The 19,617-nt window shown below is 67.0% G+C and carries 20 protein-coding genes; 12 read left to right on the top strand and 8 right to left on the bottom strand.

Features of this window, described 5'->3' with window-relative positions; genetic code table 11:
• Positions 1-11: 11 nt before the first annotated feature.
• Positions 12-401 carry a nuclear transport factor 2 family protein gene (locus tag D4Q52_RS18560; RefSeq protein ID WP_119858062.1) on the bottom strand — a complete coding sequence of 130 codons (390 nt, stop codon included), beginning with the start codon at positions 399-401 and terminating at the stop codon, positions 12-14.
• A complete protein-coding gene (locus tag D4Q52_RS18555; RefSeq protein WP_119858061.1) occupies positions 398-955 on the bottom strand; it encodes a flavin reductase family protein in 558 nt (185 codons plus the stop codon). The genes D4Q52_RS18560 and D4Q52_RS18555 overlap by 4 nt, the downstream gene beginning before the upstream one ends.
• Before the next feature lie 314 nt (positions 956-1,269).
• Between D4Q52_RS18555 and D4Q52_RS18550 the strand changes: the two genes are divergently transcribed.
• From D4Q52_RS18550 to mnhG, 7 genes are all read left to right on the top strand, one after another.
• The gene (locus D4Q52_RS18550) at positions 1,270-2,184 is read left to right on the top strand and encodes a LysR family transcriptional regulator (RefSeq protein ID WP_210210149.1); all 915 of its coding nucleotides are present in this window, start codon (positions 1,270-1,272) and stop codon (positions 2,182-2,184) included.
• Between the two features lie 214 nt (positions 2,185-2,398).
• Positions 2,399-5,317: a monovalent cation/H+ antiporter subunit A gene (locus tag D4Q52_RS18545; RefSeq protein WP_119858059.1), complete on the top strand. Its 2,919-nt coding sequence runs from the start codon at positions 2,399-2,401 to the stop codon at positions 5,315-5,317.
• A complete protein-coding gene (locus tag D4Q52_RS18540) occupies positions 5,317-5,658 on the top strand; it encodes a Na+/H+ antiporter subunit C (RefSeq protein ID WP_119858058.1) in 342 nt (113 codons plus the stop codon). The genes D4Q52_RS18545 and D4Q52_RS18540 overlap by 1 nt, the downstream gene beginning before the upstream one ends.
• Positions 5,658-7,289, top strand: coding sequence for a monovalent cation/H+ antiporter subunit D (locus tag D4Q52_RS18535; RefSeq protein WP_234831246.1), 1,632 nt, complete (start codon positions 5,658-5,660; stop codon positions 7,287-7,289). Before D4Q52_RS18540 ends, D4Q52_RS18535 begins: the two co-directional genes overlap by 1 nt.
• Complete coding sequence (locus tag D4Q52_RS18530; protein WP_119858056.1) at positions 7,286-7,774, top strand: Na+/H+ antiporter subunit E; 489 nt, start codon at positions 7,286-7,288, stop codon at positions 7,772-7,774. Before D4Q52_RS18535 ends, D4Q52_RS18530 begins: the two co-directional genes overlap by 4 nt.
• Entirely contained in the window at positions 7,771-8,052 is a 282-nt protein-coding gene (locus D4Q52_RS18525) for a K+/H+ antiporter subunit F (RefSeq protein WP_119858055.1), read from the top strand. Before D4Q52_RS18530 ends, D4Q52_RS18525 begins: the two co-directional genes overlap by 4 nt.
• A complete protein-coding gene (gene mnhG / locus D4Q52_RS18520; protein WP_119858054.1) occupies positions 8,049-8,414 on the top strand; it encodes a monovalent cation/H(+) antiporter subunit G in 366 nt (121 codons plus the stop codon). Before D4Q52_RS18525 ends, mnhG begins: the two co-directional genes overlap by 4 nt.
• Before the next feature lie 150 nt (positions 8,415-8,564).
• On the opposite strand, the gene D4Q52_RS18515 is transcribed toward mnhG, so the two are convergent.
• The 3 genes from D4Q52_RS18515 to D4Q52_RS18505 form a co-directional block, all read right to left on the bottom strand.
• A complete protein-coding gene (locus D4Q52_RS18515) occupies positions 8,565-10,340 on the bottom strand; it encodes a thiamine pyrophosphate-requiring protein (protein WP_210210148.1) in 1,776 nt (591 codons plus the stop codon).
• Positions 10,341-10,397: 57 nt separating this feature from the next.
• Entirely contained in the window at positions 10,398-11,096 is a 699-nt protein-coding gene (locus D4Q52_RS18510) for a RibD family protein (protein WP_119858052.1), read from the bottom strand.
• 146 nt (positions 11,097-11,242) lie between these two features.
• Positions 11,243-11,752, bottom strand: coding sequence for a collagen-like protein (locus tag D4Q52_RS18505; RefSeq protein ID WP_425328497.1), 510 nt, complete (start codon positions 11,750-11,752; stop codon positions 11,243-11,245).
• A gap of 282 nt (positions 11,753-12,034) precedes the next feature.
• Here D4Q52_RS18505 and D4Q52_RS18500 point away from each other — a divergent pair, with 282 nt between their 5' ends.
• The gene (locus D4Q52_RS18500; protein WP_119858050.1) at positions 12,035-14,092 is read left to right on the top strand and encodes an ATP-dependent helicase; all 2,058 of its coding nucleotides are present in this window, start codon (positions 12,035-12,037) and stop codon (positions 14,090-14,092) included.
• A gap of 88 nt (positions 14,093-14,180) precedes the next feature.
• Positions 14,181-14,399 carry a hypothetical protein gene (locus tag D4Q52_RS18495; protein WP_119858049.1) on the top strand — a complete coding sequence of 73 codons (219 nt, stop codon included), beginning with the start codon at positions 14,181-14,183 and terminating at the stop codon, positions 14,397-14,399.
• A 226-nt stretch (positions 14,400-14,625) separates the two neighbouring features.
• Here D4Q52_RS18495 and D4Q52_RS18490 read toward each other — a convergent pair whose 3' ends face one another.
• Together D4Q52_RS18490 and D4Q52_RS18485 are read right to left on the bottom strand one after the other, a co-directional pair.
• Positions 14,626-14,967, bottom strand: a complete 342-nt coding sequence (locus D4Q52_RS18490) for a YdhR family protein (RefSeq protein WP_119858048.1) — start codon at positions 14,965-14,967, stop codon at positions 14,626-14,628.
• Positions 14,968-14,989: 22 nt separating this feature from the next.
• Positions 14,990-15,796: an enoyl-CoA hydratase/isomerase family protein gene (locus tag D4Q52_RS18485; RefSeq protein WP_234831245.1), complete on the bottom strand. Its 807-nt coding sequence runs from the start codon at positions 15,794-15,796 to the stop codon at positions 14,990-14,992.
• A gap of 90 nt (positions 15,797-15,886) precedes the next feature.
• Between D4Q52_RS18485 and nthA the strand changes: the two genes are divergently transcribed.
• The 3 genes from nthA to D4Q52_RS18470 are packed head-to-tail and all read left to right on the top strand — an operon-like array spanning position 15,887 to position 17,573.
• Positions 15,887-16,525, top strand: coding sequence for a nitrile hydratase subunit alpha (nthA, locus tag D4Q52_RS18480; RefSeq protein ID WP_182915353.1), 639 nt, complete (start codon positions 15,887-15,889; stop codon positions 16,523-16,525).
• Positions 16,525-17,181, top strand: a complete 657-nt coding sequence (nthB, locus tag D4Q52_RS18475; protein ID WP_119858139.1) for a nitrile hydratase subunit beta — start codon at positions 16,525-16,527, stop codon at positions 17,179-17,181. The genes nthA and nthB overlap by 1 nt, the downstream gene beginning before the upstream one ends.
• Complete coding sequence (locus D4Q52_RS18470; protein ID WP_119858046.1) at positions 17,181-17,573, top strand: nitrile hydratase accessory protein; 393 nt, start codon at positions 17,181-17,183, stop codon at positions 17,571-17,573. The genes nthB and D4Q52_RS18470 overlap by 1 nt, the downstream gene beginning before the upstream one ends.
• Before the next feature lie 467 nt (positions 17,574-18,040).
• On the opposite strand, the gene D4Q52_RS18460 is transcribed toward D4Q52_RS18470, so the two are convergent.
• A complete protein-coding gene (locus D4Q52_RS18460) occupies positions 18,041-19,330 on the bottom strand; it encodes a serine hydrolase domain-containing protein (protein WP_119858044.1) in 1,290 nt (429 codons plus the stop codon).
• Positions 19,331-19,617 lie beyond the last annotated feature (287 nt).

Raw genomic sequence — 19,617 nt, 5'->3', positions numbered from 1 at the left:
CTCCTCTGTTGTCAGGAAATTTGCCGCTGGAACGTCGTAGCGTCCCAGTAATCTTCGCTGTGGCGGATCCGCCCGGCGTCGATGGTGATGAGCTGCACGCCGCGCAGCGACACGCTGCTGCCCTTGCCGGGCGCCGTGGCGCGCATCTCGTAAGCGACCGCGACGGTGCCCTCCTGCCCGGCCACGATCGATCCGATCTGCCAGCGGACATCGGGCAGCCAACCGAACAGCTTCTGCATGCCGGCGGCGATCTCTCCGGCGCCGCGCTTGCTGCGCTGCTGCGCGATCTCGTCGTGCGTCGCATCGGCGTGATACAGCCGCTCGATCGCCTCCGCGTCGTGGTCGTCATAGGCGGCGTAGAGCTGCCGGGCGATGTCGTGGTCGGTCGATTGCGCGGTCATGCCCGCACCAGGTCGACGCCGTGCATGTAGCGCCCCTGTCCGTAAAGCAGCGGCGCCGCCGCGTCGGGCAGGTCGACGGCTTCGACGGCGGCGATCGCCACGAGATGGCTGCCGACGCTGAGCTGTTCGATGGTGCGGCAAGCCAACACTACCGGCGAGCCGGCCAGCCGCGGCGGGCTCAGCTCCTTCGAGCCATTGCAGGATGAGACGACGTAGTCGTCGATGTATTTGTCGGCCTGCGGCTTCGCGCACAGCTCGGACAGATGATGCTGATCGCGGCCGAGCAGATTGACGCCGAACCGGCCGCAGCCGCGCACATGCGAGGCCGTCACCGTGCTGCCGTGGAGGCAGACCAGGATCGTCGGCGGGTCGATGCACACCGAGGTGAACGAGCTGATCGTCATGCCCCATGGCCGGTCGCCGTGCCACGTGGTGACGACGCTGACGCTGCCGACGAACTGGCGCATCGCACTGCGAAACACCGGCGCAGTCGGGCCGGACTGCACGGGGAGATGATTTCCGGGGCTCGCGGTGCCCGCTTCTGCTGCCGTCATGGCGCGCCTCTTTGCGACGTTGTTGCTGCGAAGCTAAGAGGCGTGCGTCGTCTCGGTCTAATCGATAATCTGTATCCTAACTATCCGTGGCATCGATTGCGCACCGCGCGAGGCACGCCAAAACCGCATGATGCGTAGCAACACGTCAGTCCCAGCCCAGGCCGTGTGCAAACCGCGCAAATCGTCGGCAGGCCAGCGGCTTCGCGATGCAAGAAATTTAAAGCCGAGCGATTGGATTGCGGCGAACCACCGCGCTCGGTAGCGGATCGCCAGGCAAGTTGTTACGCTTCGACCTCGCCTGCACGGGGAAATTCGTGAACCTGCGAAACGTCGACCTCAATCTGCTCGTCATCCTCGATGCGCTGCTGACGGAGCGGAACGTCAGCCGCGCCGGCGAGCGGATCGGGCTCAGCCAATCGGCGATGAGCGCCGCGCTCGCCCGACTGCGCGACATCTTCCACGACCCGCTGCTGGTCCGCGTCGGGCGCGATCTGGTGCTGACGCGGAACGCGGAGGATCTGATCGTTCCGCTCAAGGAGGCGCTCGGCAAGATCGAGCAGACGCTGATGCGCCGCCCGGGCTTCGACCCGGCGACCGACGCGCGGACGTTCTCGGTCAGCGCCTCCGATTACGCCGGGCTGATCCTGCTGACGCCGCTGGTGCGGATGATCGCCAACGAGGCGCCGAACGTCACCATCCATCTCTTGCCGCGGGCGCGCGACGCCGCGCGGGTGCTGCACACCAACCAGGCCGACATCGTCATCGAGCCGGTCGAACTGTTCGGGCATAGCGACTACCCGAGTTCACTGCTGCTGACCGATCGCTGGCTGTGCGCGGTCGACGCCCACCATCCCGACATCCGTGGCGACGTCCTGACCGAGCAGTGCTTCCTCGGGCTGCCGCATCTGGTCTACGGCATCGGCAATGATCGGCAGCTCAATCTGGCTGACCAGCACCTCGCCGATCTCGGCATTCGTCGCCGAATCGAAGTCACCGTGGAGAGCTTCCTGCTCAACCCGTTCATGATCGAGGGCACGCGCCTGGTCAGCCTGGTGCTGCAGCGGGCCGCGGAGCGCCTGCTGGGAAGCGCCGACATCAAACTTCTGGAATCGCCGATCGCGGTGCCGGATATTCACGAAGCCATGTACTGGCATCCGCGCCACACCACCGACCCCGGGCACCAATGGCTGCGCGACCAGCTGCAGAGCGTGGCCGCCGCGCTCGATTGACGCCGCTTGCGCCAGCCTGCCGAAATTTGATCGCGCGTGATCAGCATCGGCTCAATTTGTCGCAGTCTGCGCTGCCGACAATCAATGTTTCGATCGATAATCTCTGAAATCTTCCATCGCGCTTGCTCACACAGCCGCCCGGCCGCATAAAGGCGGACGACGCACGTCGCCAACGGGGGCAGCGGAAGACGACGCACGATTGAAAGGAGCCGGAATGCCGCAGAACGTCTATCTTCTTGCGGTTCTCCTCCTCCCCTTCGCCGGCAGCCTGCTGGCCGCCCTCCTGCCCGCCAATGCCCGCAATGCCGAAGCCTGGCTCGCCGCGCTGGTCGCGCTCGGCTGCCTGGCGCTGCTGGCGTTTCTGTATCCCGGCGCCTCGGGCGCTCCGATCCTGCACCAGTTCGCCTGGCTGCCGCAGTTCGGCCTGACCTTCACGCTGCGGCTCGACGGCTTTGCCTGGGCGTTCGCTTGCCTGGTCACGGTCATCGGCGCGCTGGTCGTGCTGTATGCGCGCTACTACATGTCGCCGTCCGACCCGGTGCCGCGGTTCTTTTCGTTTCTGCAGGGTTTCATGGGCGCGATGCTGGGCATCGTGCTGTCGGGCAATCTGATCCAGCTGGTGTTCTTCTGGGAACTCACCAGCCTGTTCTCGTTCCTGCTGATCGGCTACTGGCACCACAACGCGGCGGCGCGTGAAGGTGCCCGCGTAGCCTTGACCGTCACCGGCGCCGGCGGCCTGTGTCTGTTCGCCGGCGTCATCGTTCTCGGCCATATCGTCGGCAGCTACGACCTCGGTGCGGTGCTGGCGGCCGGTGACCAGATCCGCGACCACGCGCTGTATGTGCCGGCGCTGATCCTGATTCTGCTCGGCGCGCTGACCAAGAGCGCGCAGTTTCCGTTTCACTTCTGGCTGCCGCGGGCGATGACGGCGCCGACACCGGTCTCGGCCTATCTGCACTCCGCCACCATGGTGAAGGCCGGCGTGTTTCTGCTGGTGCGGTTGTGGCCGGTGATGGGCAACACCAACGAGTGGCTGTGGTTCGTCGGCACCACCGGTCTCGCCACCTTCATCATCGGCGCCTATCTGGCGGTGTTCCAGCGAGACCTCAAAGGCCTGCTGGCCTACTCGACCATCAGCCATCTCGGCCTGATTACGCTGTTGATCGGGCTCGACCGGCCGCTGGCGCTGGTCGCGGCGATCTTCCATCTGTTCAACCACGCCACCTTCAAGGCGTCGCTGTTCATGGCGGCGGGCATCATCGACCACGAGACTGGCACGCGCGATCTGCGCCGGCTCAGCGGGCTGTGGAAGTTCATGCCAAAGACCGGCGCGCTGGCGATCGTCGCGGCCTCGTCGATGGCCGGCGTGCCGCTGCTCAACGGCTTCCTGTCCAAGGAGATGTTCTTCGCCGAGACCATCGAGACCCATGACGGCTCGATGCTCGACGACGCCCTGCCCTATATCGTCACCCTCGCCAGCATGTTCACGGTGGCCTATTCGCTGCGCTTCGTCCGCGAGGTGTTCTTCGGCCCGCCGCCGGTCGACCTGCCGCGCGTGCCGCACGAGCCGCCGCGCTGGATGCGGTTTCCGGTCGAACTGTTGGTGCTGACCTGTCTCGTCGTCGGCATCGTGCCGTCGCTGACGATCGGGCCGTTCCTGCACGTCGCCGTGGAGTCGGTGATGGGCACCGCGACGCCTTACTACAGCCTTGCAGTGTGGCACGGCCTCAACTGGCCGCTGATGATGAGCGTGATCGCGCTGGTCGGCGGCGTGCTGCTGTACATGATGCTGCGCAAGCCGCTGCAGGAGGGGCTGACCAGTTCGCTGTTCAACGGCCGGTTCAAGACCCAGCGGATCTTCGACCGCGTGCTGGTGACGGTGTCGTGGCGCTGGGCCCGCGCGATCGAGCAGGTGATCGGCACCCGCCGGCTGCAGCCGCAATTGCTGCTTCTGATCTGTGTGGCGCTATTCGGCGCGGCCTGGGCGGCGATCGATCACGGGCTGCGGCTGGCGCCGGTGAGATTCGACACGATCGACCCGGTGCTGGCCGCCGTATGGGCGGTCGGCATCGCCTGCGCGCTCGGCGGTGCCGCGGTGGCGAAATTCCACCGGCTGGCGGCGCTGATCCTGATCGGCGGCTCGGGGCTGACCACATGCCTCACCTTCGTGTGGTTCTCGGCGCCCGATCTGGCGCTGACCCAAATCGGCGTCGAGATCGTCACCACCGTGCTGCTGCTGCTCGGCCTGCGCTGGCTGCCGAAGCAGATCGAGAGCGGCGAACACACCGCGGCGCGTCCGCTGATCCTGCGTACGCAGCGGCTGCGCGATATGGCGGTAGCGGCGGCCGCCGGCACTGGCGTGTCGCTGCTGGCCTATGCGGCGATGACCCGCGCGGCGCCGAACAGCATTTCGGAATTCTTCGTGCGCCACGCCTACAGCGACGGCGGCGGCACCAACGTCGTCAACGTCATCCTGGTCGACTTCCGCGGCTTCGATACGCTCGGCGAGATCACCGTGCTGGCGGTGGTGGCTCTGACCGTGTTCGCGCTGCTGCGCCGCTTCCGTCCCGCTGCCGACAGCGTCGATCTGCCCGAGCAGCAGCGGCTGCAGGACGAGCACGACGACGCACTCGAGGGCCGCCGCCGGGGCGACACGGCAGCGGACTATCTCGCCGTGCCGTCGGTGATCATGCAGCTCTTGTTCCCGTTCATCTTCATCGCCGCGATGTATCTGTTGTTGCGCGGCCACGACCAGCCGGGCGGCGGCTTCGTCGCCGGCATCGCGATGGCGGCAGCGCTGATCCTGCAATACATGGCCGGCGGCACCCGCTGGCTCGAGGCGCGGCTGCGCGTGCATCCGCTGCGCTGGATCGGCAGCGGCCTGCTGCTGGCGCTCGCGACCGGCGCAGCGGCGCTGCCGTTCGCGCAGCCGTTCCTCACCTCGGCGTTCGCCTATGCGAACATTCCCTGGATTGGCAAAGTACCGCTCGCCAGTGCCGCGCTGTTCGACCTCGGCGTGTTCGCGCTGGTGGTCGGCGCCACCACGCTGATGCTGATCGCGCTGGCGCACCAGTCGATCCGCGGTCATCGCCAGCCGCCCGGCGCGCGCGCCTCCACGCCCGAGGCGAACTGATGGAATTGATCGTCACGCTCGCCATCGCCGCGCTGACCGGCTCCGGAGTCTGGCTGCTGCTGCGGCCGCGCACCTTCCAGGTGATCATCGGCCTGGCGCTGCTGTCCTATGCGGTCAATCTGTTCATCTTCAGCATGGGCCGCCTGCGGGTCGGTGCCGCCGCTGTCCTGGAAAAGGGCCAGGCCGTCGATCCGGCCCGGCTCACCGATCCGGTGCCGCAGGCGCTGGTGCTGACCGCGATCGTGATCGGCTTCGCCACCACGGCGCTGTTCCTGGTGGTGCTGCTGGCGTCGCGCGGCCTGACCGGAACCGATCACGTCGACGGCCGGGATCACGACTGATGAACTGGATCGACCATCTCATCATCCTGCCGATTCTGCTGCCGCTGTTCGTCGGCGCCGCGCTGGTGCTGATCGACGAGCGTTACCAGCAGGTCAAGGCCGCGGCCAATCTCGCCTCGATCCTGGTCATGGGCATCGTCGCACTGCTGCTGATGCGCGCCGCGGATGCGCCGACGGCGGCGGGTGTGGCCTCGATCGGCGTGTATCGGCTCGGCGACTGGCCGGCGCCGTTCGCGATCGTGCTGGTCGCGGACCGGCTGTCGGCGCTGATGCTGGCGCTCACCAGCGTGCTGGCCTTCGCGGCCGCCACCTTCGCGCTGGCGCGCTGGCACCGCGGCGGCGCGCATTTCCATTCGTTGTTTCAGTTCCTGCTGATGGGGCTGAACGGCGCTTTTCTGACCGGCGATCTGTTCAATCTGTTCGTGTTCTTCGAACTGCTGCTGGCCGCGTCCTACGGCCTGGTGCTGCACGGCTCCGGCCCCGCGCGCGTTCGGGCCGGCTTGCACTACATCGCCATCAATCTTGCCGCCTCGCTGCTGTTTCTGATCGGGGTCAGTCTGATCTACGCGGTGACCGGCACGCTCAACATGGCGGATCTCGCGGTCCGCATCCCGCAGGTGGCGCCGCAGGACCGCGCGCTGCTCGAAGCCGGCGCCGCGGTGCTCGGCGTCGCGTTCCTGGTCAAGGCCGGGATGTGGCCGCTGTGCTTCTGGCTGCCGACCACCTACGCGGCGGCCGCGGCACCGGTGGCGGCTATCTTCGCGATCATGAGCAAGGTCGGCGTCTACATCCTGCTGCGGCTGTCGCTGCTGTTCTTCGGCGCCGGCAGCGGCGGATCGGCGCTGTTCGGCCACGACGTGATGATCGCGGCCGGTATGGCGACGATCGTGTTCGGCCTGATCGGCGCGCTGGCGTCGCAGGAGATCTCTCGGCTCGGCGGCTACGCGGTGCTGGTGTCGTCGGGGACGGTGCTGGCGGTCGCGGCCGCCGCCGGAAAGTCCGCCGTGACTGCGTCCGCGCTGTTCTATCTGGTGAGTTCGACGCTGGCGATCTCGGCCTTCTTCATGCTGATCGAATTGCTCGAGCGCGGCCGCGATCCCGGCGCCGACATGCTCGCGGTGACGCGCGAGGCCTATGGCGAAGGCGCGCCGGACGATCCCGATGCCGAGGAGATCGGCCTGGTGATTCCGGCCTCGATGGCGATCCTCGGCTGGTGCTTCGTCGGCTGCGCCGCGGTGATCGCCGGGCTGCCGCCGGTGTCCGGCTTCATCGCCAAATTCGCCATGCTGACCGCGTTGGTCGGCGAGGATTCGGCGGGACACATCTCGGCGCTGCACTGGGCTCTGTTGGCGCTGCTGATGCTGTCCGGCCTGACCATGCTGATCGCCATGACCCGCGCCGGCATCCGCACGCTGTGGACGCCGCTGGAGCGTGCCGATCCGCGGGTGCGGCTGGTGGAGATCCTGCCGATCGTGCTGCTGTTGCTCGGATGCGCGACCATGACGGTGCGGGCGCAGCCGGTGATGAGCTATATGCAGGGCGCCGCCAATTCGCTGCACGCGCCGGCCGCGTACACGGACAGCGTGCTGGCGCCGGCGGACACCCGCGTGAAAGCCGGGGGTGGCTCATGACAAGAGTGCTCCCCTTCCCGCTGATCTCGCTGTGCCTGCTGGCGATGTGGCTGTGGCTGAGCCAGTCGCTGGCGCTCGGCCCGATCCTGCTCGGCAGCCTGTTCGCCGTACTTGGCGGCTGGCTGCTGCGCATGCTGCAGCCCGACGCCAAGGCGGTGCGCAATCCGGTCGCGATCGTCCGGCTCGCCGGCCTGGTGCTGGTCGACGTGATCCGCTCCAACATCGCCGTCGCCGCGATCATTCTCGGCGGCCAGCGCCATAACATCACGTCCGGCTTCGTCGACATCCCGCTCGATCTGCGCAGCCGGCAGGGCCTGGCGATCCTGGCCTGCATCATCACCTCGACACCCGGCACGCTGTGGGTGAACTACAATCTCGACTCCGGAATCCTGCAGCTCCACGTCCTCGACCTGGTCGACGAAACCGAATGGATCGACCGCATCAAGAACCGCTACGAGCGTCTGCTGTTGGAGATCTTCGAATGAGCAGCTTGGTATTGATCTGGTCGATCGGGATCGCGCAGGGCATGCTGGCCCTTGCCATGGCCTGTGCGGCGTATCGGATGCTGAACGGTCCGCGCGCGCAGGATCGCGTGCTCGGGCTCGACACGATGTACGTCAACGCTATGCTGCTGATGCTGACCATCGGCATCCGCACCGGCAGCAACGTGTACTTCGAGGCGGCGTTGATCATCGCGCTGCTTGGCTTCGTCGGCACCGTGGCGCTGTCCAAATTCCTGATGCGCGGCGAGGTGATCGAATGAGCCACGCCGCGGATCTTCCGGCGTGGGCGGCATGGGCCGTCGCGCTGCTGCTGCTGCTCGGCGCCGGCATCACGCTGGTCGGCTCGCTCGGGCTGCTGCGGCTCGACGGCTTCTATCAGCGCGCGCATGCGCCGACGCTCGGCACCTCGCTCGGCACCGCGCTGATCTGCGGCGCCTCGATGCTGTGCTTCTCGATGCTGGAGGCACGGCCGCTGCTGCACGAGGTGCTGATCCTCGGCTTCGTCACCATCACCACGCCGGTCACGCTGATGCTGCTGACGCGCGCCGCCCTGTTCCGCGACACCGCCGAAGGCCGCGACGGAGTGCCGCCACCGCCGGCCGGACGGCGCAAGGAAGACTGAACGACGCGCGGCATCGTCCTTCGATTTTGGAAACAGGTCCCTCCCCGTCATGCCCGGGCTTGTCCCGGGCATCCACGTCTTGGAGGCCAGCGTTCAGCAAAGGCGTGGATGGCCGGGACAAGCCCGGCCATGACGGAAATCGGGAGCGAACTACTCCTTCTTCCGCACCACCGCGTTCAGCAACTGCGCCGCGGTCTCGGCGATGACGCTTCCGCTCCCCGGATCCCCCTTGACGATCGACGATAAAAAGCCGCGCGCCTGTTTGAGCGTGACGTGCGGCGGCAGCGGCACGATGTCGGGGTCGGTCTTCACCTCGATCACCACCGGGCGGTCGCTCGCCAGCGCGCGATGCCACGCCGCCGAAAGCGCGTCAGGATTGTCGACATAGATGCCGGTGAAGCCGAGCAGCTCGGCGAATTTGGCGTAGGCAAAATTCGGGATCGACTGCGACGCGTCGAACCGCGGGTTGCCTTCCATCACCCGCTGCTCCCAGGTGACTTCGTTGAGGTCCTCGTTGTTGAACACGCAGACCACGAAGCGCGGATCGGCCCATTGCCGCCAGTACTTCTGCACGGTGATCAGCTCGGCGAGGTTGTTCATCTGCATCGCGCCGTCGCCGACCAGGGCCACCACCGGCCGCGTTGGATGCGCGAACTTGGCGCCGATCGCATACGGCACCGCCGCGCCCATCGACGCCAGCCCGCCCGACAGCGACGCCGCCTGCCCGCGCTTGACGCGATAATCGCGCGCGTACCAGTTGGCGCAGGAGCCGCTGTCACTCGTGATGATGGCGTCGGCCGGAAGTTGCGGCGACATCTCCCACACCACGCGCTGTGGGTTGACCGGCTTGGCTGCCGTCATCGCGCGCGCCTCGAGCTTCTTCCACCATGCGTCGAGCCCTCCAGCGATGGTCTTGCGCCACTTGCCGTCGGTCTTCGGCTTGAGCAGCGGAAGTAACAACTTCAGCGTCTCCGCGGCGTCACCGTGCAGGTTGACTTCGGCCGGATAGCGCAGCGACAGCATCGCCGGCTCAATGTCGATCTGCACCGCCCGCACCTTGCCGTCTTTTGGCAGGAACTCCGCCCAGGGGAAGCCGGTGCCGACCATCAGCAGCGTGTCGCAGTTCTGCATCAGGTCCCAGCTCGGCTCGGTGCCGAGCAGTCCGATCGCGCCAGTGACGAACGGCAAATCGTCGGGCAGCACATCCTTGCCGAGCAGCGCCTTGGCGATGCCGGCACCGAGCGCATCGGCGACCGCGATAAGTTCGTTCGCCGCGCCACGCCCGCCGGCGCCCACCAGGATCGCGACCTTCTCGCCGGCATTGAGCACGTCAGCGGCGCGCTGCAGATCCTCAGGATACGGCACCACGCGCGGCCGCGTGTAGCCGATGCCGGAGCGGGTGAAGCCGTGCGCGACCTGGGGCTCCTCGTAGGTCTGATCCTGAATGTCCTTCGGCAGCACCAGCACCGACACGCCGTTGCGTGCGGTGGCGATCCGCACCGCGCGGTCGACCAGATGCCGCGCCTGCGCCGGCGCCGACAGCTCCTGCGCGAAGTCGGCGACGTCGGCGAACATCCGGTCGAGATTGAGCTCCTGCTGATAGCTGGCGCCGCGCACCGTCGCCTCCGCCTGCCCGCAGATCGCCAGCACCGGCGCGTGGTCGAGCTTGGCGTCGTACAGGCCGGTGATCATATGGGTGGCGCCCGGCCCGCCGGTCGACAGGCAGACGCCGATCTCGCCGGTGAACTTGGCGTGCGCCACAGCCATAAACGCCGCCATCTCTTCGTGCCGCGCCTGCACGAACTCGATGGTGCCGGCGCGTTGCAGCGCGCCGAGCACGCCGTTGATGCCGTCTCCGGAGTAACCGTAGATCCGCCGCACGCCCCAGGCGTGGAGCCGCTCGACGATGAAATCGCTGACTTTCAAGGCGCTGCTCCGGAAGGTTGAACGCCGGTCCAACCAGCGGTCGCAGCGTCGGTTCCTTCAGGCGCCTCCGTTCTCGATCCGGTAGGTCAGCAGCAGCGCGCCGCCGTCGAGTGGGCGGGTGCTTTCCAGCGTCATGGCGGTGACCGGCGCGCGCTGCTCGCTCTGGTCCTCCGCCGAGTCGAACACGCACGGCGCCCCCTTTGCGCCGTCGATGGCCGGGCACAGGATCAGCTGCAGTTCGTCGACCATGCCGGCGCGCAGGAACGCGCCATTGGTGCCGCCGCCACCTTCGAGTAGCAGCCGCTCGATGCCGAGCTCGCGATTGAGGATGTCGAGTGTCAGCGCCAGATCGATCTCGCGTGTGCCGGCGAAGATGTAAGAGACGCCCTCGCCGCGCAGCCCTTCGAGATGCGCGTCGGAGACCTGCTCAGTCAGCACCACCACGATCGGATCGCCGCCGATGTCGGAGCGGCCCCAGCCGATCTTGCCGTGCGCGTCGAGCACAATGCCGTAGCTGTCTGCGTCGCGCTTCGGCAGCCAGTGCTCGCGCGGATAGCGCTGCGCCGTGCCGGTCGGATACGGCTGGCCCTTGGCGAATTCCGAGCCGGTAACGCGGCCGATCAGCCAGGCGTCGCCGCCGAGTTCGTCGTGAACCTGCTCGAACAGGTCGCCGGCGGTGCCTTTGGGCCGCCAGCGGCTATGCAGCGTGCGGCCGTCGACGCTGGAGGCCATCAGGCAGGTGACGTGAGGTTTCATTGGACCATCCTTGTTGGTGCAGCGGCCCGCGTCGCCGCACAAACGCGTCTGCCGGCACGGATAAACCGCGCCGGCAGCTTTCGTTCATCCGGCCCGGCTCCGACAGCGTGCGACGCTCAGGGCCACAGCCGAGGTATCGCCGTGCGTTAGTTCTTTGGCGCGGCTTCGCCGGCCTCGCCCTTCGGGCCGGCGGGGCCGGTGTCACCCTTTGGGCCGGCCGGACCTGCCTCGCCCTTCGGCCCTGCGGGACCGGTGTCGCCCTTCGGGCCCGCCGGGCCTGCGGGACCGGCTGGGCCTGCCGGACCAGCGGGACCCGCCTCACCCTTCGGACCGACAGCGCCGGCTGGACCTCGCGAGCCGGCGGGGCCGGCCATGCCTGCAGCGCCGGGCTCACCCTTCGGGCCGCGCGTGCCGCAATTGGCGACGATCAGGTCCTTGGCGACTTCCTCGCCGGACTTCAGGTCGATCTTGCAGGTTTCGGGCAGATAGCTGAGCGAGAACCGGAAGCGGCGCGAGGACGAACTCTTGACCTTGTCGCCGGGGCCGACGACTTCGACCTCCTGGCCGGGCTTGGTGGTCTTGCCGGTGATCACCAGCTTGCCGCTCTGGATCGCAACCGTGTCGAGATCGAGCGCCTGCGCGCTCGCCGAGGTCATCACCGCAATCGCAGCCGCAACAACTATCGATCCTCGCAACATCCAGTTCCCCTCTCGCGGCGTTGCATCCGCCGCCTTGCCGCCGATCGCAGACCGCCCGCGACCTTGTCGAAGCATAACCCAACATCGGCAGCAGCATAGCCGGCAGTCCGTGACAATTTTGTTCACGCCGTCGCGGCACCCGAGGACGGCGGTGGGCCCTTGCCGGCGCGCGGCAGAACGCCGTTGCGAACAAAGCAGGAATCTGGGAGCGTCGGTCCTCATCCAGACAGACGCTGATTCGTGCCCGCTACCGCCACCTATCTTGAGAGCCTCAATCCGGAGCAGCGCTGTGCCGTCGAGCACGGCATCGGCGCAGCGTGTCCGCCGCTGCTGGTGATCGCCGGCGCCGGCAGCGGCAAGACCAACACATTGGCGCACCGTGTGGCGCATCTGGTGCTGAACGGCGCCGATCCGCATCGCATTTTGCTGATGACGTTCTCGCGCCGCGCCGCTGCCGAAATGACCCGCCGCGTCGAGCGCATCGCCCGCAAGGTGATGGGCGACCGCGCCGGCGCCCTCACCGGCGCACTGAGCTGGGCCGGCACCTTCCACGGCATCGGCGCCCGGCTGATGCGCGAATATGCCGAGCGGCTCGCGCTCGATCCCGCCTTCACCATTCACGACCGCGAAGATTCCGCCGACCTGATGAATCTGGTGCGGCACGATCTCGGCTTCTCGAAGACCGAGAGCCGGTTTCCGACCAAAGGCACGTGCCTTGCAATCTACTCGCGCTGCGTCAACGCCGGCCAGGCCCTCGATCAGGTGCTCGGCGCCAACTATCCGTGGTGCGCCGGCTGGGCGAACGAGCTGAAGCAGCTGTTTGCCGGCTACGTCGACGCCAAGCAGCGCCACAACGTGCTCGATTATGACGACCTGCTGCTGTACTGGGCCCAGACCATGGCGGAGCCGGGACTGGCCGAGGAGATCGGCGACCGTTTCGATCACGTGCTGGTCGACGAGTATCAGGACACGAACGCGCTGCAGGCGCAGGTGCTGCTCGGCCTCAAACCCGACGGCCACGGCCTCACCGTCGTTGGCGACGACGCCCAGTCGATCTATTCGTTTCGCGCCGCCACGGTGCGCAACATCTTGGACTTCCCGAAAGCCTTCAGCCCGCCGGCGCGGCTGATCACGCTCGACCGCAACTATCGCTCGACCCAGGCGATCCTCGGCGCCGCCAATGCGGTCATCGATCTCGCCAAAGAGCGCTTCACCAAGAACCTGTGGACCGACCGCGCCGCCGGCTTGCCGCCGCAGCTCGTCGGCGTTCGCGACGAGGCCGATCAGGCGCGCTACATCGTCGAGCGCGTGCTCGACAATCGCGAAGGCGGCGCGACGCTGAAGCAGCAGGCGGTGCTGTTCCGCACCTCGTCGCATTCGGCGCCGCTCGAACTCGAGCTGACCCGGCGCAACATCCCGTTCGTCAAATTCGGCGGCCTGAAATTCCTCGACGCCGCCCACGTCAAGGACATGCTGGCGCTGCTGCGCTTCGTGCAGAACCCGCGCGATCGCGTTGCCGGCTTCCGCGTGCTGCTGCTGATGCAGGGCGTCGGCCCGGCCTCCGCGCAGAAAGTACTGGATGCCATCGGCACCGCCGCCGATCCGCTCGGCGCCCTCGCGGATTTGCCGGCGCCGCCGCGCGCCGGCGATTGGCGCAGCTTTGTCGAGGCGATCGGCGAATTGCGCAGCGGCGGCGCCGGCTGGCCGGCCGAAATCGAATTCGCGCGGCAGTGGTACGAGCCGCATCTCGACCGTATCCACGACGACGCCGAGACGCGCCGCGCCGACCTGGTGCAACTGGCGCAGATCGCATCGGGCTATCCGTCACGCGAGCGCTTCCTCACCGAACTGACGCTCGATCCGCCGGACGCGACCTCCGACCAGGCCGGCGTACCCATGCTGGACGAGGACTATCTGATCCTGTCGACCATCCACTCCGCCAAGGGCCAGGAGTGGAAGTCGGTATTCGTGCTCAACGTCGTCGACGGCTGCATGCCGTCCGATCTCGGCACCGGCAGTTCGGCCGAGATCGAGGAAGAGCGCCGCCTACTCTATGTCGCAATGACGCGCGCCAAGGACGATCTGCACCTCGTCGTGCCGCAGCGCTTCTTCGTCCACGGCCAGGCCGCGATGGGGGACCGCCACGTCTACGCCTCGCGCAGCCGCTTCATCCCCGATCGCCTGCTCGGCGCGTTCGAGCGCGTCAGCTGGCCGAAGCCCAGTGCGACGCCCGGCTACCCGACCCGCAAGGCGCCGCCGATCGACATCGGGGCGCGAATGCGCGGGATGTGGCGCTGAACGCAACCGCCGCGCGCGAATTGATTTGGATCAAAGATCCCGCGGCGCACTGCCCCGGAAACTCCCGAGACGATTCGGGGATTTCTGGATGGCATCGTTCTTCATTTTTGCAGCCGCGGCGCTCGGTGCTGCGGCGGCTGTGTTTCATACGGCGCACGGCCAGCTTTACTACGGGGCGTCTTGGGCAAGCCAAGTCTGCGGCGCCTCGCCGCTGTTCTGCAATCAACCGGAATACCTCGCTTATGCTGCGGGCGGCTGCCTGATCGTCGGCCTCGGCCTCGCACTCGGCCGCGCCCTGAGCGGATAAGGAAAATTCAATCGATCGAATTGATGCGATGTCTGCAAAGCGACCGTTGAAGCTCGCTAAGCTCGCGACAAATTCCGCCATGGCCGGGCTTGTCCCGGTCATCCACGCTTTTGTGCATTTCCGTCAGCAAGGCGTGAATACCCGGCACCGGGCATGACTCGTGGTGGCGAGTTCGCGAAGGTCTGAACGCGTCTTTCGAAGTCCCTGTCCGCGGCGCTGCGCGCACTCACGATGACGACCCGGCATGCGACGAGAGCGCCGTCTTGATCGCGCCGCCGGCGGCGTTGTCGACGATCACCGGGCTGTCGAACCACGAGATCACCGGCTCGGCACCGTAAAGTTGCGCAACGCGGGCTCGCCATTCGCCGGCATAGACGGCTTCGGCCGCCTGCCGCGACTCCCACAAATACACGCCGCCGGCGGTGCGGCCATCCTCGGAGCGGATGTAGTATTTGCGGATCAGGCCCGGCATCTGCTGATACTTTGACGCGCTGCTCTTGAACAGCTTCGCGGCAGCTTCAAGACTGATCGGCTCGGCCAGAGCGAACTGCACGATGGTGGTGATCATGGCTCTCTCTTGACGGTGCAAATTAGCGCCCGCGAAACCGCGGCTTGCGCCGATCGAGAAACGCGGCGACGCCCTCCTTGTGGTCTTCGGTCAGCCCGGCGAGCGCGAACTGATCGAGATCCATATGGCTGGCGAGATCGTCGAGCGCGTGGGCCAGCCGGTTGACGGTGAGTTTGGTCATCGCCACCGAGATCGGCGGCTGCGCCGCGACCTTCTCGGCCAGCGCCATCGCGCCCGCAAACGCCTGCCCCGGCTTGGCAAGGTGCTCGACCAGTCCCCATTCGTAGGCTTCGCGCGCGCCGATCCGATCGTCTGCGAGGATCACCGCCTGCTTGGTCCGCGCCGGCCCGATCAGATGCAGCATCCGCGGTACGCTCTGCCAGCTCATGTTCATGCCGAGCCCGATCTCGGGCACCCGCATGTGCGCGTCCCTCGCCATCACCCGGAAATCCAGTGCGACCGCGAGCGCCACGCCGCCACCGACGCAAAAGCCCTCGATCGCCCCGATGGTGACCTGCTCCAACTCCTGCCAGGCTCGCGTCAGCCGCGGCCCGAGCTTGAGGTGCCGGCGCAGCGTGCCGAGGTCCATCTCGGCGCGGCTGCGGCCCTCGGCGTCCTTGAGGTCGAAGCCGGCACTGAACGCCTTGGCGCTGCCGGTGAGCACCACCACGGAGGTTTCCGCATCGTCCTCGAAGCCACGCGCCGCGTCAGTCAATTGCCGCATCGCCTCCGGCGATAAGGCGTTGAGCCCATCGCCGCGATCAAACCGCACCACGGCAACGCGGCCCTCTGGTCCGAGGCCGCGTTCAATGCTCACCAAAACAGTCACGCTGCCTCCCGGTGGTCGTTCTTGATTTGGCCGCAGGCTACCAGCTTCCCGGCTCGACAGCGCAATCTTTTCCACTCTATGTTGCTTCGCATGAGCAATGATCAAGACGTGCACGCGCATCATCACGACCACGACCATTCCGATCTGTCGGACACCGAGCTGCGCGTCCGCGCGCTCGAAACCATCCTGACCGAGAAAGGCTATGTCGATCCGGCAGCGCTCGACGTGCTGATCGAGACCTACGAGACCAAGGTCGGGCCGCGCAATGGGGCGCGCGTGGTCGCCAAAGCGTGGAACGATCCGGCCTATCGCGAGAGGCTGCTCAAGGACGCCACCGCGGCGATCGCCGAGCTCGGCTACAGTGGCCGCCAGGGCGAGCACATCGTCGCCGTCGAGAACACGCCGGCGACCCACAACATGGTCGTCTGCACGTTGTGCTCCTGTTATCCGTGGTCCGTGCTCGGCTTGCCGCCGGTCTGGTACAAATCGGCGCCGTATCGCTCGCGTACCGTCAAGGAGCCGCGCGCGGTGCTGGCCGATTTCGGCGTGACGCTGCCGGACGAGACCGCCATCCGCGTCTGGGATTCGACCGCGGAGATCCGCTACTTGGTGGTGCCGATGCGCCCGGCAGGCACCGAAGGCCTCAGCGAAGACCGCCTCGCCGATCTCGTCACCCGCGACAGCATGATCGGCACCGGCCTCGCCCGCTCGCCTGCCGAGGTGGCGTGATGGATGGCGCGCATGACATGGGCGGGATGGATGGCTTCGGCCCGGTGGTCCCGGAGCCGGACGAGCCGGCGTTTCACGCCCCCTGGGAGCGCCGCGCCTTCGCCATCACGCTGGCGATGGCCCGGCACGGCGGCTGGAATCTCGACATGACGCGGTTCGCCCGCGAAAACCGTTCGCCGGCCGACTATCTCAGCAAGAGCTACTACCAGATCTGGATCGCCGGGCTCGAACAGCTGATGGCGGAGCGCGAGCTGGTGACGGCAGACGAAATCGAAGCCGGAAAGCCGCTGCATCGCCGCCGCGACATCCCGGCGCTCGGGGCCAGCGAAGTCGGCCCGATGCTGGCGCGCGGCGGCCCGACCGACCGGCCGGCCGCGGCCGCTGCTAGGTTCAAGGTCGGCGACCGCGTTCGCACCAAAACGATGCATCCGCGCACTCATACGCGGCTGCCGCGCTACGTCCGCGGCCATGTCGGGGTGATCGAGCTGCTGCACGGCGCCCACGTCTTTCCCGACAGCAATGCGCTCGGCCAGGGCGAGCAGCCGCAGTGGCTGTACACCGTCACGTTCGACGGCCGGGACATCTGGGGTGACGACGCCGAGCCGGGATTACGCGTCTCGGTCGACGCCTGGGACAGCTATCTGGAGCCGGCCTGATGACGCCCGATGCCCGCGCCGCCGCGCTCGCCGCCGACGCGCTGCCGGATCTGCCGCGCGATCATGACGGCCCGGTGTTCCGCGAGCCGTGGGAGGCGCACGCCTTCGCCATGGCGGTGACGCTGCACGCCCGCGGGCTGTTCACCTGGCCGGAATGGGCGGCGGCGCTTGCCGAACAGATTGTCCGTGCACAGCAAGGCGGTGATCCGGACACCGGCGAGACTTACTACCAGCATTGGCTGGCGACATTGGAGCACATGCTCGCCGCCAAAGGCATCGCCAGCGCCGACACCCAGGCCCACTACCGCAACGCCTGGGACCGCGCCGCCGACCGCACGCCGCATGGAAGGCCGATCGAACTGACGCCGGATGATTTTTGTCCGCGGCAATAGCGAGCTTAGCTCCCGGTTGAATCAATGCCCCTGACAGAAGCACAGCGCCGTCATCCTGAGGCGCGCACGCAGCGCGCCTCGAAGGATGCGGCCACAGTCTCTGGCCAGAACTTCGAACGGTGAAAGCAGGCCTTGAACGTCGTCATTGCGAGGAGCGAAGCGACGAAGCAATCCAGAACGACTTTGCGGCCCCTGGATTGCTTCGCTTCGCTCGCAATGACGCAGAAGTCAAAGGCTCTGATTAGTCAAAAGCTCTCATCAACACACCGCCCTCTCCGCCCGTCATGGCCGGGCTTGTCCCGGCCATCCACGCCTTTTCTGCATTTCCGGCCGCAAGGCGTGGATGCCCGGCACAAGGCCGGGCATGACGCGTGGATACGAAAAGGCCCAATTTTACAGGGCTGAGCTTGGGTCAGGCTCCGAGGTCGCACACCATCTCTCCCGGTACGACGCGGTTGGAGTTGCGATCAGTCCCGCCCCGTCAGCCCCTCATACAGTAGCTTCTTGAACGCCGGGCCGACGCGGCCGCGTTCGGTTTCGGTCTGCTCCATCAAAATGTAGATCAGCCCGAGCTTGCGATCGACACCGAAATAGGTGCCGGCGCCACCGTCCCACTTCAGCTCGCCGAGTGAGCCCGGCGGCGGCGGCTTGGCCTCGCCCGGATCAGTGCGGACCGCGAAACCGTAACCGTAGCCGAACCCATCGCCCGGAAAGTAGAAGTAATCGCGCTCGACGCCCGAGCCCGGGCCGATGTGGTCGGTGGTCATCGCCGCGAACGCCGCTGGGCTGAGATAGCGCCGGCCGTCCAGTTCGCCGCCGTTGAGGATCATGCGGGCGAAACGCGCGTAGTCGGTGATGGTCGAGACCAGCCCGCCGCCGCCGGATTGCCACTCCGGATGCGCCCGCCGCAGCCGCTCGGCGCGGCCCAGCACCACATCGTCGGGCCACGGCTCGGCCATCCGCGCCCGCTCGTCATCGGTTTCCAGCACGTACTTGGTGCTGGTCATACCGAGCGGATCGAACAAATGCTGCTTCTCGAACTGGTATAGCGTCTGCCCCGAGAGGATCTCGATGATGCGGCCGAGCACGTCGGTAGAATGGCCGTAGCGCCACAGCGTGCCGGGCTGGCGCGCCAGCGGCAGCCGCGCGATCCGCTCGGCGAAGGCGGCATTGTCGAACGCGCCGTCGAAGATATGCGCATCCGCATAGGCCTGCCGGATCAGCTCGCCGCCGATATAACTATACGTGATCCCCGAGGTCTGCCGCATCAGGTCTTCGACCGTCACCGGCCGGTCCGGCGGCACGCGCTTCAGCACAGGCTTGCCGTCCTCCGTTTTGCTCTCGACGCCGACTTGCACATCGGCGAAGGCCGGAATGTATTTCGACACCGGATCCTGCAGCGACAGCCTCCCGGCGTCGATCAGCATCATCGCGGCGACGCTGGTGATCGGCTTGGTCATCGAATGCAGCGCGAACAGCGTGTCCGGCGTGATCGGCTGCGTGCGCGCCGGCGTTCGATAGCCGAAGCACTGCAGATAGCGCGGATGCCCGCGCTGTTCGATCAGCACCACCGCACCCGGCAGCTTGCCGGTGGCGATCTCGTTGTCGAAGTAAGCGGTGACGGCCTTGAACCGGCCATACGCCGGCGCCGTCGCGCCCGGGTCGCAATCCGCCGCGGCGACCGGCGCAACCAACGAAAGGAGTGCGCACGCCGCGATGACGAGGCGCGACGCGGGGCGCGATATCAATTCCGTCATGGCCGGGCTTGTCCCGCCTGCGCGGCCGAAGCCGCTTCGGCGCGGCAAAGGCCCGGCCATCCACGGCTTTTCTGGATTTCCGGCCGCAAGGCGTGGATGCCCGGCACAAGGCCGGGCATGACGCGGGGAGAGGGAAGTGCCCGAACTTAATGGCGGCATTTCCGGCCAGGCTCTCAGGATAATGACTCAGTGCTCAATGCAAGGACCGTCCGTTCGAACAACGAATGAAACTGCAGCCGACACAGCTCCGATCATTACGACCGAGCGCTTCGCATTCCATCATACCC

Source organism: Rhodopseudomonas palustris (genome assembly GCF_003591005.1).
Lineage (GTDB): Bacteria > Pseudomonadota > Alphaproteobacteria > Rhizobiales > Xanthobacteraceae > Rhodopseudomonas > Rhodopseudomonas palustris_K.
Note: the sequence above shows the minus strand (reverse complement) of the source record. Positions and strands in the feature narration are given on the sequence as shown.